This is a genomic window from Flavobacterium sp. LC2016-12 (assembly GCF_015351595.1).
Lineage (GTDB): Bacteria > Bacteroidota > Bacteroidia > Flavobacteriales > Flavobacteriaceae > Flavobacterium.
Map to the genome: position 1 here is coordinate 15,148 of NZ_JADKPT010000020.1, position 15,780 is coordinate 30,927.

The window sequence follows — 15,780 nt, forward strand, 5'->3', positions numbered from 1 at the left end:
GAAAATGAATTGATTATACTGAAAAGGTTGTTCCATCTTTTCCGTCTTTCAGCTGAATACCCAATGCAATCAATTGATCGCGGATTTGGTCAGAAAGTGCAAAGTTTTTATCTGCTCTGGCCTGATTTCTCATTCCGATTAGCATGTTAACAACACCTTCTAATTTATCATTATTACTGTCAGCTGCCTTTTCATCACTTAAGCCCAAAACATCAAAAACAAAAGCATTAACAGCTGTTGTGAATATCGCCAGATCTTCATCAGTAATGGTTTCTTTTCCTTCTTTTAATAAATTGATGTAGCGAACCGCTTCAAATAATTGCGCAATTAAAATTGGCGTATTGAAATCGTCGTTCATGGCATCGTAGCACAATTGTTTCCAAGAAGCAATATCAATAGAGCTTGTTGCACTTGTTGCAATAGCAGGCAACGCATCAACAGCTTCTATTAATCGTTTATATCCTTTTTCGGCAGCTACAATAGCATCGTCAGAAAAATCTAAAATACTTCTGTAATGTGCCTGCAACATGAAAAATCGTGTTACTGATGCAGAAAAAGCTTTACTTAAAATGTTGTTATCACCACTTAAAATCTCGCCTGGTAAAATATTGTTACCAGTTGATTTTGCCATTTTCTTTCCGTTTAAGGTCAGCATGTTGGCGTGCATCCAGTAATTTACCGGAGACTGACCTGTGCAAGCTTCGTTCTGTGCAATTTCACATTCGTGATGAGGGAATTTTAAATCCATTCCGCCACCGTGAATATCAAAGTGATTCCCCAGGTATTTGGTGCTCATCGCAGTACATTCAAGATGCCAACCCGGAAAACCATCGCTCCAGGGTGAAGGCCATCTCATGATATGCTCTGGCTCTGCTTTTTTCCAAAGTGCAAAATCCTGAGGATTTCTTTTGTCTGACTGACCATCAAGATCACGGGTGTTGGCCAGCATATCTTCGATATTTCGACCGCTTAAAACTCCGTAATTGTTGGTTTCGTTGTATTTTACAACATCAAAATAAACAGACCCGTTAGCTTCATAACCAATTCCGGTATCGATAATTTTTTTGATGATTTCAATTTGTTCAATTATGTGACCAGTTGCGGTTGGTTCAATACTTGGAGGCAGGAAATTAAATGACTTCAAAATGTCATGAAAATCTACTGTATAGCGCTGTACAACTTCCATTGGTTCAAGCTGTTCTAAACGTGCTTTTTTGGCGATTTTATCTTCACCTTCGTCAACATCATCTACAATGTGTCCTACGTCTGTAATGTTACGAACATAACGAACTTTATAATCAAGATGTAAAAAATACCTGAATATGACGTCAAACGACATAAAAGTTCTCACATTTCCTAAGTGTACATTGCTATAAACCGTAGGTCCGCAAACATACATTCCAACATTTCCTTCATGAATTGGGTTGAAATTTTCTTTTTCACCCGAAAGTGAATTGTATATTTTTAGATGTTGACTTGTATATAAAGGCATATTCGTTTTTACTGTTTAATCGTTTAATTGTTGATTTGTTTAATCGTTGGAGTAATTAACGATTAAAATTGAGTGTCTAGTTTGATATAATCCAAGAACTCTCTTTTTGTTTGAGGATCTTTAAATTTTCCACCAAATTCAGACGTTACTGTACTGCTTTCGATATCTTTAATTCCTCTTGAATTTACGCAAAGGTGTTTAGCGTCAATAACGCAGGCAACATCTTCTGTGCCTAACGCTTTTTGTAATTCCTGAACAATTTGCATGGTTAGACGCTCCTGAACCTGAGGTCTTTTTGCATAATATTCAACAATACGGTTCATTTTAGATAAACCAATAACTCGTCCGCTAGAAATATAAGCTACGTGAGCTCTACCAATAATTGGCAGTAAGTGGTGTTCGCAGGTAGAATAAACAGTGATGTTTTTCTCTACTAACATTTCACCGTATTTGTAATTATTATCAAAAGTAGAAGCTTTTGGTTGTTTTGAAGGGTTTAAGCCACCAAAAATCTCCTTTACAAACATTTTTGCTACTCTGTTTGGAGTACCTTTTATGCTGTCATCAGTCAAATCCATTCCGAGAGTTTGTAGAATGTTTTCGACATCTTTTTTTATTTTTTCTATTTTTTCATCATCTGTTAAGTCAAAAGCATCCTGTCTTACAGGGTTTTTCGCGTTGCTGCTAAAATGATTGTCTCCTATTTCGTCTAAAAAATCTTCGTTATTTATCATTAAAAACTACTATTATAATGGGTATATCTTTTTAAGGCGGTAAAGATAATTAATAAAAAGGAAACCTTTTCTATCGTTTTTACTATTTAATGAATCCTTTTTAGATATAGTTTAAATTAATACTGTTTGGTTGTTTTTAAATTACCTTTTTAATTAATTTATATTTACTGTTTGAAGAAATGGGAGTAAGTCTTTATAAAATCAATTGAAAAATCTGCGAAGGCAAATTTCTTGGTATTAGTTTCTCGAGGGGAGAATTTTTTTGCAGATTGGTATTTTGTTATTTCTTTCTCAGGTTTAGCAAAACCGTAGTTATAGGCAGTTGCGAAAAATCTAATTTTGTCTTCCGTAGTTTTAAAATCGATATTTTGATATTTATATTCAGCAACATACCAGAATACTTTGAGATATCGAAGTTGCCATTGAAAATTTTCAAGACGGTTTATTCTTTCTTTTCTCGCCTCTATTTCATTTTTCTTTTGAATAAGAATCCAATTGTATTGTTTCAAACTTTCGTTATTTGCTATATAATTCTCTAAATCTTCTATAAAGGAAGGTTTCATCTGAAAATAACCAGTTGAAAAATCAGATGCATTCTTTCCTTCATTAACATATAAAACTCTGTTTGAGGATGTTTCGAGATAGTCAGAGTAAGAATCGTATCGTAACATTTCCGGAAAAGCAACAGAAAGAACATGTACTTTTTCGCTTTTATTGAGTTCTAAATCAATATTCTTTTTTTGTTTTTTTAATAATGAAAAAGCACGATTAATTTCTTTTCGATAATATTCTATACTTTCATTTTGAAGGTTAGAAGAAGATTTAATTTTAAGGTTATCTTTCGCATCCAAACTTCTATTTAAAGTAAATGATACTGTAACGAGAAAGAGACATGATATTATAATTAACTTTTTCATGGTAAAAGTCTATAATCGATGTCTAATTTAATAATTACTAATAATATAGAGGTTTTTTTGCTTCTTTATTTTTAGAAAAATAAAGGAGCAAAAAAAATCCGTTTCAACATTTAAGTTAAAACAGATTTTGGAATAAATATTTTTGATCTTTATCTTTTGTTATAAACCAAGAGTGCTTCTTTTAAAACGTTCACAGCTTTAATTAAGTCTGTTTTATTTAAAACATAAGCAATTCTTACCTGATTCAATCCCATTCCTGGAGTCGAGTAAAAACCGGCAGCAGGAGCAACCATTACGGTTTCACCATTAAGATCGTAACTTTCTAAAAGCCATTGTGCAAAGTCTTCTGAGTTTTCAATTGGCAATTGAGCAATACAATAAAAAGCACCTTTTGGTTTTGTTACGATTACGCCTTCAATTTTGTTAAGTTCTGTGATTAAGGTGTCACGACGACTTTTGTATTCTGAGATTACTTCATCAAAATAGCTTTGTGGTGTGTCTATTGCAGCTTCACAAGCAATTTGCTCGATCGTTGGCGGACTCAAACGTGCCTGAGCAAATTTCATTACAGTTGCCAAAACATCTTTATTTTTTGTAACCAGACATCCAATTCTAGCACCACACATACTGTAGCGTTTTGAAACTGAATCTACCATAATTACGTTTTGCTGTACATCTTCAAGATTCATTACAGAAAAATGAACATCATCGCCATCATATAAAAATTCGCGATAAACTTCATCAGCGATTAAATACAAATCGTGTTTTTTGATTAAGCCCGCTAATTGTTTAATTTCAGCTTCAGAATATAAATAACCTGTTGGATTTCCAGGGTTACAAATTAAAATGGCTTTAGTTTTTGGAGTAATCAACTTTTCAACTTCTTCAATACCAGGTAAGGCAAATGCCGTTTCGATAGTCGAAACAAGAGGTACTACTGTTGCACTTGTTGATGAAGCAAATGCATGATAATTAGCATAAAAAGGCTCAGGAATAATGATTTCATCTCCTGGATCTGTAATAGTGGCCAGTGCAAACAATAAGGCTTCAGAGCCACCGGTAGTGATAATGATGTCTTCTGAGTTAACATTTACGTTTTGACGCTGGTAAAATTTTGCTAATTTTTTTCTATAACTTTCATATCCGGCAGAAGGACTGTATTCTATAATAGTTAAATCAATATTTTTTACCGCCTCGATGGCCACTTCGGGTGTCTTGATATCCGGTTGACCAATGTTTAAGTGATACACTTTGTGTCCTTTTTGTTTTGCAATGTCTGCATAAGGAGCAAGTTTGCGTATCGGTGATTCGGGCATGTTTCTGCCTTTGTGTGAAATTGTTGGCATGAGCTTTATTATTGAAGTGCAAATTTGCATTTTTTTTTCCAATTTAACGTAAACATTATGGGGTGTTACGAAAATGTAACAATTATCAATATTTTTATTAATTTTATCCTAAAATATTATCAATGAAAAAATATTTTATGTTGTTTTTTGGGCTTTTCTTACCTTTTGCACTTTTGGCTCAACAAGATTTTACCATCTCAGACTACAGAGATAAGGTATCTATACCCTTTAAGCTCATTAATAATCTTGTTTTTATACCCATAAAAGTAAATGGGATCGAGTTGAATTTCTTGTTAGATTCAGGTGTCGAAGAAACTATTTTGTTTAGTATGGAAGACAAAAAAGAAGTTAGTTTTAATAATGTTGAGAAAATAAAATTAAAGGGATTAGGGAGTAACGAAGAAATTGAAGGGCTAAAATCGACAAATAACACCTTAGAAACACATGGGTTAAAATCCCATAATCATTTGCTGTATATTATTTTAGATCAGAGTTTTAATTTGTCTTCTCATATTGGGATTCCGGTAAATGGTATTATTGGGTATCAGTTTTTTAAAAATAATTTAGTAGAAATTAACTATCAGAAAAAAAAAGTCATTATACACACAAATAATGAAAAAAATCAAAAAAGAATAGACAAAAAATTTAAGTCAGTTCCTATAACTATCGAAAGATCGAAACCCTATATTGTTGCAAATGTTATCCTTGATAGTGTTGATATATCTGCTAAACTATTAATAGATATTGGTAATAGTGACGCCTTTTGGATTTTTGAAAATAATAAAATTAAATTACCGAAAAAAAATTTCCCTGATTTTTTAGGAAAAGGGTTTAGTGGTGATGTGGAAGGTCATAGGGCAAAGATTGCAAAATTCTCTATTGATGAGTTTGATTTTAAAAACCCAATTGTTGCTTTTCCTGATTCAACTTCGATCAAAAATGTAAGAATGGTTCCTGGTCGTATTGGTTCTGTTGGTGGTGAAGTTTTAAAACGTTTTACTGTGATTTTAGATTATCAGGATAGAAAAATGTTTCTTAAAAAAAATAGCAAATTTTCAGAGCCTTTTACCTATAATAAAAGTGGGATCACCATTCAGCATAATGGTTTGCAATGGGTTCAGGAGACAGTTCATTTAGAGACTATTCAGGTTGCTTCGTCGTCGAATGAAGTAACAAATGATAAAAAAGATGATAATTTTAGATATAAGTTTTCATTAAAGCCTGTTTATGAAATTGTAAATATTCGTAAAAAATCAACTGCTGAAAAATGTGGGCTAAAACCTGGAGATATTATCGTGACAATTAATCAAATTAAGCCTTATAAATATTCTTTGCAACAAATAAATGCACTTCTAAAATCTGAAGAAGATATCTGGATTAATTTGGAGGTAGAACGAGATAGTTTAATTTTGAAATTCAGGTTTAAATTGGAAGATGAATTATAGGAAAATGCTCCTGTAAAATATGTATAATTTTAAATTAAAATAGTGATTATCAATAATATTTTTTGATATTATTTGAATTTCGCTTATATTTTGTTGTTAAAAAAAAAATAGTAGTTCAGTAGCGCTATAATTTTATTAAGTTTATGCCAAATTAATAGTTTATGGTTGAAAAATACTCTAATTTCTTAAAAGTAATCCTGTTTTTTGTTTTTCTTTTTTGTGTCTCTGCAGCATCTTATGGACAATGTGCCGGTGAAGATAATAATGTGACTATTTGTAACGTTTCAGATTCAAGTAACCAAACAGTCAGTTTATTTGATTTATTAAAAGGTTCACCTGTTCCTGGCGGGGAATGGACTGATGATGATGATGCCGGAGGTTTAGATGTAGTTACAGGAATTTTAAATGCACAGCTTATTCGTCAGAGCGGTGTTTATCATTATACATATACAGTCGAAGGCCTTCCACTTTGTCCTGATAATTCTGCTACAGTTACACTTACAATTGGAGGATATTCAGGTGTTACTTCTCCAAATGTTTCAGTTTGTAGCGCTGTTGAAACATTTAATCTTTTTTCTGCTTTTAATGGTGTTGGCATGGGACCACATTCTAATGGGCAATGGCATAATGATACAACAAATCAAAATGTTGGTGCGGTTATTAATGTAGATAAAATACAAGGTACATTTCAATTCACATATACAATGCCTGCTATTGGTACTTGTCCGGCCATGTCTTCAACGGCGATAATTACTGTTTTTAGATCACCTGAATCTGGTGATTCAAAAAGTTTATCTTTATGCGCTAGTGATGGTTTATCTGCATATACAAATTATGATTTAAATAATTTACTTACAGGGCAAGATGCAGATGGAGTGTGGGTTGATCTTAGCGCCACAGGAGAGTTGACCTCTTCAACAGATCATTTTATTGACCTTCAAAAAATATTTGATGTAAAAGGAGAGGGAATTTATTCTTACAGTTACAGAGTCAAGTCTACAAATCCTATTTGTTCAGACAGACAGTCTACTGTGAGAATAAGACTTGAAAAAAAGCTCGATTTTACTGGAGCTGAAGTTTTTGTAGATCCACCCAATTTATGTGAAAAAGATATTCCGACCGCCACTTATTCTGTAAGGATTAAAAAAGGACCGTCAGCTATTCCGAATACAACTTATTTTGTCACTTTTCAGGTGTCTGGACCTAATGGAGGTAGTGAAACTATAACCGCGAATTTTATTAATGGAGTTTTGATATTTCCAATAAAATCAGATTACTTTCAACAAATTGGACATTTTACTGTAAATATTCTCAATATTATTGCTGAAAATAGTTCGCGTGCCTGTACTAACATTATTAATGATTTGTCTGCTGATTTAACTATTTATCCTATTCCTGATTTAACGGGAGCCAAAATTGAACAGGCAGTAACTTGTCAGGGCGCTGATGCCACGGTACAAATTTCGGATGCGGCTAAAGTTGCAGATGGAATATATCAAATTACGTATAATTTATCAGGTGCCAATGCAGTTTCAGGTCAGATTGCGAGAGTTACCTTTGCAGGAGGGATCGCTAATGATTTTGTAATTCCCGGAATATTAAATGCTAAAAGTGGTACTACTGAAATTGCAATTACTGCTATTGCCCTGGTAGTTACACCGTGTGAAAATGCGGCAGATTTAAAAGGAAATCTTCTCATAAATCCGTTACCGAATGCATCAAATTTAAAGATACAGATTAACGATGTTTGCTTTGGTTCACCAGTTACAGCTGCAGTTTCAGGATTGGGAAGTTTAACGAATGTTAAATTGTCTTATTTGTTGTCAGGAAGTAATACGTCGACAACACAAATAATTGACTTAATCCCTACAGCTGGAAATGCAAATTTTGTAATTCCTGCTGATTTACTTTTAAACTTAGGATCAACAACTGCGACCGTAACGAATTTGACAAATAATATTACAAATTGTGGTGTAAATGTAAGCGGTGTCGCAAATGCCTTTTTATTAAATCCTATTCCAGTTGCACCAACTGCCCTTGATCAGTCTTTTTGTAAGTCAGATAAAGCTACTATTGCTAGCTTAGAACCAAAAGGAGCTCAGTATAAATGGTACATTTCTGCAACTGAAACAACCCCTCTTGCGGAAACTTATCTTTTAAAAGAAGAAAGCTATTGGGTAAGACAAACAATATCAAATTGTCCGTCAGATCCAACAATGATGACAGTTACGCTGACAGATATGCCAGCTCCGGAATTAAATACGGATGGACAAAACTTTTGCGGTACCGATCTTCCGACGATTGCAGATTTATCTAATAACACAAATGTTCCTTCGTCAATCGTTTGGTATGATGCTCCGGAAAATGGAAATATTCTTCCATCAACTACTCTTTTGCGCGAGAATATTACGTATTACGGATTTGATTTTGATACAACAACTGGTTGTCTTTCTTCTGAAAGTCTTTCTGTTATTCCTGATTTAACTGACTGTAATACGGTACCTGACACCTTCTTTGTGCCAGATGGATTTTCGCCAAATGGTGACGGTATAAACGACACTTTTGTTATTCCGGACATTGATTTTTTATATCCGGATTATACACTTGAAATTTTCAACCGATACGGAAATGGAATGTATAGGAGTTATAAAAATAAACCAGGCTGGGACGGTATAAATTACGAAACGCAAGGACTTAGCCATGGCGTCGCACCTAATGGAGTTTATTTTTACATTCTCAATTTTAATAAAGGCAATAAACCTCCACAGCAGGGACGTCTTTATTTAAATCGATAATTTCTTTTTTGCATTCCTAATATATTTTTCAAATGAAAAAAATAATACTCTTTATAAGTTTTCTCTTTTATATAAACACGGTTTCTGCGCAGCAAGATCCGGAGTATACGCATTATATGTATAATATGAGCGTAGTAAATCCGGCATATGCTACAGGTGTTCCGGCGATGATAAATTTTGGAGGATTGTATAGAACGCAATGGGTTGGTGCGGTTGGAGCTCCAAAAACTTTTACATTTTTTGGACACAGTGCTTTGACCGAAAAGGTCGAAGTTGGTCTATCCTTCATTTCTGACGATATTGGAGATGGTGCGAAAAAAGAAAATAATATTTACGCCGATTTTGCTTATGTACTGAACTTAGGAGGAAAAAATAAACTTTCCTTAGGACTTAAAGCTGGCGTATCTTCAATGCAGACTAACTTTAATGGATTCCGTTTTAGTGATCCTGATGTTGATAGGGCTTTCGCCGAAAATATTAATGCAACAAAACCAAATATTGGAGTTGGAGCTTATTATTTTAGAGACAATTTGTATGTGGGATTTTCAGCACCTAATTTATTAAAGACAAAATACATCGAAGAAAAATCAGGGGTAAATGCTTTTGGCGCTGAAGAAATACACATGTTTTTTACAGGAGGATATGTTTTTCAAATTAATGATAATTTAAAATTGAAACCGGCATTTATGTCGCGACTTGTAAAAGGAGCTCCAGTTTCTGTTGATTTGACAGCGAATGCATTGTATAATGAGAAGTTTGAATTTGGGCTGGCCTATAGAATTGATGATTCAGTAAGTGCTTTATTTAATTTTAATGTCACGCCTACTCTTAGAGTTGGTTATGCATACGATTATACGCTTTCAAATTTAGGACAGTTCAATTCCGGGACACATGAAATTATGCTGCTGTTTGATTTAGACTTATTAGGAAAAGGATATGATAAATCACCTAGATTCTTTTAAAATGAAAAATATGAAAAAACTACTTGTTATTATATTCGTATTTTCAATACAGTTTATAAACGCCCAGGATAAAGATGTGGCGAGAGCCAAACGATTTTTTGATAAAACATTTTATAGTGAAGCCATTATTCTTTATGAAAAATTAGCTGAGGAAAAACCTTCGCAAGAAGTAATTAAAAACTTAGCAGATTCATATTATTATACCAATGATCTAATTAAAGCACAACGTTATTACAGGCTTTTATTTCAAAAGTATGGAAAAGATTTAGACCGTGAATATTATTTCAGATATGCTCAGACATTAAAAGCGAGCAATACCTATGCAGATGCTAATGAGGTTTTAAGACAATATTATGCCTTATCAACAACTAGCAAGGATTCTGTTTATTTTAAAAATGAGCTTCACGAATTAGAGAATGTTTCAGCAATCGGTAATCGATTTGATATAAAAAATCTAGCTATTAACACGCCAAATTCAGAGTTTGGAGCTGTAAAATATAAAAGTAATTTAGTTTTTGCCGGAGTAAAATTAAAACCGGGTTTATTTGATAAAAAATTTAAATGGGATAATGAAACATATCTGAATTTGGTTGCAGTTCCTTTAGCTGAACTTAATGTTTCTGAACCAAATACAAGTTACTTTGCTGACGAACTAAAAACCGGAATGCATGAGGCAAATGCAGTTTTTACCAAAGATGGTAAAACAATGTATTTTACACGTAATTATTCTAAGAACGGAACAAAAAAGAAAAATGACGAGAAGATTTCGAATCTTCAAATTTTTAAGGCCGAATTAGTCGATGGAAAATGGACCAATATTACGGCGCTCCCATTTAATAACCCAAATTATTCTGTAGAGCATCCTGCTCTTAGCGCTGATGAAAAAGTGATGTATTTTGCTTCTGATATGCCGGGAAGTGTTGGTTCTTTTGATATCTATTCCGTAAATATTAATAAAGGAGCATTTGATACGCCAAAAAATTTAGGATCACTAATCAACACAGATAAAAGAGAGCAATTTCCTTTTGTTTCAAAGGATAACAAACTGTATTTTTCTTCTGATGGACATTTAGGTTATGGATCTCTGGATGTTTTTGTTTCAGATATTGCTGGAAATGAATATTCAGAACCTCTTAATATTGGTTTGCCACTAAACTCTAATTTGGATGATTTCTCTTTTAATATTGATTCAGATACAAAAGAAGGATATTTTGCTTCTAACAGAGAAGGTGGAAAAGGAAGCGATGATATTTATCAGTTCAAAGAAATTAAAGATTTAATTGTTGAAGATTGCAAGCAGTTTATTGCCGGAACAATTACAGATATTGATACGCATTTAGTACTTGATAACGCGACTGTGATGTTGCAGGATGCTACTAAAAAGGTTTTAAATACAATTACGACTTCTGCCGATGGAAAATTTAGTTTTACAGTTGCCTGCGAAAGTTCCTATACAATTGTAGCTTTTAAAGAAAAATACACCAACGAGTCAAGAACTTTAGAAATTGGGAAAACCAGAAATATAACGAACGATGGTTCATTGGCACTAAAATCTTTGGATGCGATTAAATTAGAAGAGCAGAAAAATGCTGAGGACAAACGAAAAGAAGAAATTCGTTTAGAGAAAGAGAAGAAAGATAGAGAAGCGCTGGCTCTTATTGCTCTCAATGAAGCAGCAAAAAAGGCTAAAGCCGATGAAATTGCTGCTGGAGAAGCGAAGAAAAAAGAAAAAGAGAATCAAATTTTGACACAAGAAAAAGATGTCGTAAAAGATAAAGACCGTTTAATTATCAAAACAGATCCTATTTATTTTGATTATAATATGTGGTACATTCGTAAAGAATCAAAAGTTGTTTTAGGTCGAGTGGTGGCTTTGATGAACAAATATCCGGGAATGGTAATCGAAATTGGTTCGCATACAGATTCTCGTGGAAATGCGAAATTCAATGAGGAACTATCTCAAAAAAGAGCCAATTCTACCAGAGAATTTATTATTCAGTCCGGTATTAATGCCAATAGAGTTTCAGCTAAAGGGTACGGGGAATCTGTGCCAATTGTTAAATGTAAAACAGATGATGCCTGTTCAGAAGAAGATCATGAATTGAACCGACGAAGTGAATTTGTAATTAAGAACTTATAAAATTCATCGGAATAAAAATATAATTTTAATTGAGAAGCCTTTTTTTTGGCTTCTTTTTTATTTATTTTTATAGGATAAGAATGAACTTAAAAATTAAATTATGAAAAAAACTGTGTTATTATGTTTGGTTTTGGCTTCTATCGGATTTCAAAGTTGTAAAAATGATGAAAAACAAAAGCAAATTGAAGCTGCAAAAGCTGAAGGTGAAAAGGTTGTAAATACGGAGTGTTTTAAAGCAATATATGAAAAGGATACGATTGACTTAAATGTAAATACATTAAAAAATGGAAAAGTATCCGGAGATATGGTAATGAAAGTTGCCAAGACTCCGCAAAGAACCGGAGAAATAACAGGAGAATTTAAAGGAGATACGCTGTTTATTGATTACACGTTTGTAGATACCGAACATAAAGACACAAAATTCAAAAATCCGATGGCATTGTTAAAACGTGACAAACAACTTATCCTAGGTAATGGAACTATGCAGACTACAATGGGAGTTACGTATTTAGTGAAAGATAAACCGATAGATTTCGAAAATGTGAAATATAAATTCTCAGCTGTTGATTGCGTTGAAAAAGCAAAATAAGTAGAGAAAATTTAAAATGAAAAAGCCGTTTCACAATTTAATGAAACGGCTTTACTATTTTGCTTATTTTTTTTATAAAACTTCACCTTTAATTTTTAAGGCTACACGACCATCAGGATAATTCACCGCATTGGTTTCAACTGTAATAGTTTTACGAATAGGACCAGCGGCCATATTATATTTTACGTCAATTTTTCCTTTTTTTCCTGGCTGAATGGCAGTTGCAGGTTTAGTCACAATTATAGAGCTTACTGTAGATTCGGCACCTAAAATCAATAGCGGTGCATCTCCAGTGTTTGTAAATTCGAAAGAACGAACGGCATTATCACTCTTAGAAATTTTTCCATAATCAATTGTATTGTCCTGGGCCGCAAATTCAATTTTGGGACCATTTTGCGCGTAACCTATTGCACTAAACAATACGATTGCAATAAAAGAGGCAACATTTTTCATTTTGAAATTATTTTAAGTTGTAAGTAAATATACATTCTTTTAATTAACACACAAATTATTAATTCGCTTTTTATAGTGTCTTTAATTATTTACTTTTGCTGTCAATTATAATTACAAATATTGAACCAAAGTTAATTCCTGACTTAGTTACTTGTTTAACAGCCGTTAGGAATATTAAATTTAAAGAAATAACATATCCAAGATAAAATGACAATTCCAGCACAATTTGACGCTAAAACGATCGAGAATAAATGGTATGATTACTGGATGAAAAATAACTATTTTCATTCGGAGCCAGATCATAGAACGCCTTATACAATTGTAATTCCACCGCCAAACGTGACAGGAGTCCTTCACATGGGGCATATGCTGAACAATACAATTCAGGATGTTTTAATTCGTCGTGCTCGTCTTAAAGGTTTCAACGCTTGCTGGGTTCCGGGAACGGATCACGCATCAATAGCAACTGAGGCAAAAGTTGTAGCAAAATTAAAAGCAGAAGGAATCAATAAAAATGATTTAACACGCGAAGAATTTTTAGCACATGCTTGGGAATGGACCGATAAATATGGCGGAGTTATCCTTGATCAGCTTAAAAAACTTGGAGCATCTTGCGACTGGGAAAGAACCAAATTCACGATGGATCCTGATATGTCAGCATCTGTAATTAAATCGTTTGTTGATTTATATAACAAAGGATTAATCTACAGAGGATACCGAATGGTAAACTGGGATCCGGAAGCAAAGACAACTTTATCTGACGAAGAAGTTATTTACGAAGAGCAACAAGGAAAATTATTTTTCTTAAAATATAAAATTGAAGGTTCAGAAGATTTCTTGACGATTGCAACAACGCGTCCGGAAACTATTTTTGGAGATACTGCAATCTGTATCAACCCAAATGATGAACGTTTTACACATTTGAAAGGTAAGAAAGCAATCGTTCCTATTTGTGGAAGAGTTATTCCGATTATCGAAGATGAATATGTAGATGTTGAATTCGGAACCGGATGTCTGAAAGTAACTCCGGCACACGACATGAATGACAAAACGCTAGGGGAGAAGCACAATCTTGAAATCGTTGATATTTTTAATGAAGACGCGACATTAAACAGCTTCGGATTACATTATCAGGGGAAAGACCGTTTTGTGGTTCGTACTGAAATTGCAAAAGAATTAGAAGAAATTGGAGCTTTGGCGAAGACCGAAATCCATTTGAATAAAGTGGGAACATCTGAAAGAACTAAAGCCGTAATCGAACCAAGATTATCAGACCAATGGTTCTTGAAAATGGAAGATTTAGTAAAACCGGCGATTAAATCGGTTTTAGAAACGGGAGATATCAAATTGCATCCAAAACGTTTCGAAAACACTTATGCGCACTGGTTAAACAATATTCGCGATTGGAATATCTCTCGTCAATTATGGTGGGGACAACAAATTCCGGCCTATTATTATGGAGACGGAAAAGAAGATTTCGTAGTTGCAGAAAACATCGAAGAGGCGCTAGTATTAGCAAAAGAAAGAACATCTAACAACTCACTTACGACATCTGACTTAAAGCAGGATGTTGATGCATTAGATACATGGTTCTCCTCTTGGCTTTGGCCAATGTCAGTTTTTGGTGGAATAATGGATCCTGAAAGTGCAGATTATAAATATTATTATCCGACAAACGACTTGGTAACTGGTCCGGATATTTTATTTTTCTGGGTTGCCAGAATGATTATTGCAGGGTACGAATATGCGGGAGAAAAACCATTTACAAATGTATATTTGACTGGATTGGTTCGTGATAAACAACGTCGTAAAATGTCTAAATCATTAGGAAATTCTCCTGATCCTTTAGACTTGATCGAAAAATTCGGTGCCGATGGTGTTCGTGTAGGATTGCTTTTAAGTGCTTCTGCAGGAAACGATATTATGTTTGATGAAGAATTATGTAATCAAGGAAAAGCGTTCTCGAATAAGATCTGGAATGCCTTCAAATTGGTTAAAGGCTGGGAAGTTTCTGAAACTATTCCACAACCGGAATCATCAAAAGTAGCGATTGAATGGTACGAAGCGAAGTTGCAGCAAACCTTAGTTGACATTGAAGATAATTTCGAGAAATACAGAATTTCTGATTCGTTAATGGCTATCTACAAATTAGTTTGGGATGATTTCTGTTCTTGGTTTTTAGAGATGATCAAACCGGCTTACCAACAGCCAATTGATAAAGCTACGTTTGATAAAGCAATCGAAATGCTAGAAAGTAACTTGAAATTACTTCACCCATTTATGCCTTTCTTAACTGAGGAAATTTGGCATTTAATTGCTGACAGAACTCCTGAAGAAGCTTTAATTGTTTCAACTTGGCCAGAATTAAAATCGTTTGATGCAAAATTAATTGCAGATTTTGAAAATTCGATTGAAGTAATTTCAGGAATCAGAACGATTCGTAAGGAAAAGAATATTGCAATGAAAGACAGTATCGAATTAAAAGCAATTAACAGCGAAAAATTCTCTACTTATTTTGATTCTGTAATAACAAAATTAGGTAATATTTCGGCTTTCGAATATGTTTCGGCTAAAGTGGATGGAGCATTATCTTTCCGTGTAAAATCAAATGAATATTTCATTCCGATTTCAGGAGGAAATATTGATGTTGAAGCTGAAATTGCAAAACTAACTGCAGAGTTGGTTTACACACAAGGTTTCTTAAAATCAGTTCAGGCGAAATTGTCTAACGAAAAATTTGTTGCCGGAGCACCAGAAAAAGTTTTGGCTAACGAAAAACAAAAAGAAGCTGATGCGTTGGCGAAGATTGCTACAATTGAGCAGAGTATTGCTGGGTTGAAATAAGAAGAATAAGACTTCATGAAAAACATAAGGCTGTCCTAAAAGGGCAGCCTTTTTTAGTCTTGC

11 protein-coding genes are annotated in these 15,780 nt (G+C 33.7%); 6 read left to right on the forward strand and 5 right to left on the reverse strand.

Annotated features, from left to right (window positions below):
• Positions 1–13: 13 nt before the first annotated feature.
• The 4 genes from cysS to IRZ99_RS21025 form a co-directional block, all read right to left on the reverse strand.
• A complete protein-coding gene (cysS, locus tag IRZ99_RS21010; protein WP_194659334.1) occupies positions 14–1,492 on the reverse strand; it encodes a cysteine--tRNA ligase in 1,479 nt (492 codons plus the stop codon).
• Positions 1,493–1,554: 62 nt separating this feature from the next.
• Positions 1,555–2,226: a GTP cyclohydrolase I FolE gene (gene folE, locus IRZ99_RS21015; protein ID WP_072975704.1), complete on the reverse strand. Its 672-nt coding sequence runs from the start codon at positions 2,224–2,226 to the stop codon at positions 1,555–1,557.
• A gap of 164 nt (positions 2,227–2,390) precedes the next feature.
• On the reverse strand, positions 2,391–3,143 hold the full coding sequence (locus IRZ99_RS21020) for a hypothetical protein (RefSeq protein WP_194659335.1): 753 nt from the start codon (positions 3,141–3,143) through the stop codon (positions 2,391–2,393).
• A 149-nt stretch (positions 3,144–3,292) separates the two neighbouring features.
• The gene (locus tag IRZ99_RS21025) at positions 3,293–4,489 is read right to left on the reverse strand and encodes a pyridoxal phosphate-dependent aminotransferase (protein WP_194659336.1); all 1,197 of its coding nucleotides are present in this window, start codon (positions 4,487–4,489) and stop codon (positions 3,293–3,295) included.
• A gap of 122 nt (positions 4,490–4,611) precedes the next feature.
• On the opposite strand from IRZ99_RS21025, the gene IRZ99_RS21030 reads away from it, so the two are divergent.
• The 5 genes from IRZ99_RS21030 to IRZ99_RS21050 all read left to right on the forward strand — a co-directional run bounded on the left by IRZ99_RS21030 (position 4,612) and on the right by IRZ99_RS21050 (position 12,420).
• On the forward strand, positions 4,612–5,934 hold the full coding sequence (locus IRZ99_RS21030) for an aspartyl protease family protein (protein WP_194659337.1): 1,323 nt from the start codon (positions 4,612–4,614) through the stop codon (positions 5,932–5,934).
• A 161-nt stretch (positions 5,935–6,095) separates the two neighbouring features.
• Positions 6,096–8,729, forward strand: a complete 2,634-nt coding sequence (locus IRZ99_RS21035) for a gliding motility-associated C-terminal domain-containing protein (RefSeq protein ID WP_194659338.1) — start codon at positions 6,096–6,098, stop codon at positions 8,727–8,729.
• Between the two features lie 32 nt (positions 8,730–8,761).
• Positions 8,762–9,691 (forward strand): type IX secretion system membrane protein PorP/SprF, encoded by a 930-nt coding sequence (locus IRZ99_RS21040; RefSeq protein ID WP_194659339.1) that lies wholly within the window; start codon positions 8,762–8,764, stop codon positions 9,689–9,691.
• Positions 9,692–9,701: 10 nt separating this feature from the next.
• A complete protein-coding gene (locus tag IRZ99_RS21045) occupies positions 9,702–11,831 on the forward strand; it encodes an OmpA family protein (protein ID WP_194659340.1) in 2,130 nt (709 codons plus the stop codon).
• A gap of 100 nt (positions 11,832–11,931) precedes the next feature.
• Positions 11,932–12,420 (forward strand): hypothetical protein, encoded by a 489-nt coding sequence (locus tag IRZ99_RS21050; RefSeq protein ID WP_194659341.1) that lies wholly within the window; start codon positions 11,932–11,934, stop codon positions 12,418–12,420.
• Between the two features lie 72 nt (positions 12,421–12,492).
• On the opposite strand, the gene IRZ99_RS21055 is transcribed toward IRZ99_RS21050, so the two are convergent.
• Entirely contained in the window at positions 12,493–12,873 is a 381-nt protein-coding gene (locus tag IRZ99_RS21055) for a DUF1573 domain-containing protein (RefSeq protein WP_194659342.1), read from the reverse strand.
• A gap of 207 nt (positions 12,874–13,080) precedes the next feature.
• Between IRZ99_RS21055 and IRZ99_RS21060 the strand changes: the two genes are divergently transcribed.
• Positions 13,081–15,717, forward strand: a complete 2,637-nt coding sequence (locus tag IRZ99_RS21060; protein ID WP_194659343.1) for a valine--tRNA ligase — start codon at positions 13,081–13,083, stop codon at positions 15,715–15,717.
• Positions 15,718–15,780 lie beyond the last annotated feature (63 nt).

Bases quoted from the DNA above. Each gene is read 5' to 3' on its own strand.
- cysS (WP_194659334.1), bottom strand. From the start codon at position 1,492: ATGCCTTTATATACAAGTCAACATCTAAAAATATACAATTCACTTTCG.
- folE (WP_072975704.1), bottom strand. From the start codon at position 2,226: ATGATAAATAACGAAGATTTTTTAGACGAAATAGGAGACAATCATTTT.
- IRZ99_RS21020 (WP_194659335.1), bottom strand. From the start codon at position 3,143: ATGAAAAAGTTAATTATAATATCATGTCTCTTTCTCGTTACAGTATCA.
- IRZ99_RS21025 (WP_194659336.1), bottom strand. From the start codon at position 4,489: ATGCCAACAATTTCACACAAAGGCAGAAACATGCCCGAATCACCGATA.
- IRZ99_RS21030 (WP_194659337.1), top strand. From the start codon at position 4,612: ATGAAAAAATATTTTATGTTGTTTTTTGGGCTTTTCTTACCTTTTGCA.
- IRZ99_RS21035 (WP_194659338.1), top strand. From the start codon at position 6,096: ATGGTTGAAAAATACTCTAATTTCTTAAAAGTAATCCTGTTTTTTGTT.
- IRZ99_RS21040 (WP_194659339.1), top strand. From the start codon at position 8,762: ATGAAAAAAATAATACTCTTTATAAGTTTTCTCTTTTATATAAACACG.
- IRZ99_RS21045 (WP_194659340.1), top strand. From the start codon at position 9,702: ATGAAAAAACTACTTGTTATTATATTCGTATTTTCAATACAGTTTATA.
- IRZ99_RS21050 (WP_194659341.1), top strand. From the start codon at position 11,932: ATGAAAAAAACTGTGTTATTATGTTTGGTTTTGGCTTCTATCGGATTT.
- IRZ99_RS21055 (WP_194659342.1), bottom strand. From the start codon at position 12,873: ATGAAAAATGTTGCCTCTTTTATTGCAATCGTATTGTTTAGTGCAATA.
- IRZ99_RS21060 (WP_194659343.1), top strand. From the start codon at position 13,081: ATGACAATTCCAGCACAATTTGACGCTAAAACGATCGAGAATAAATGG.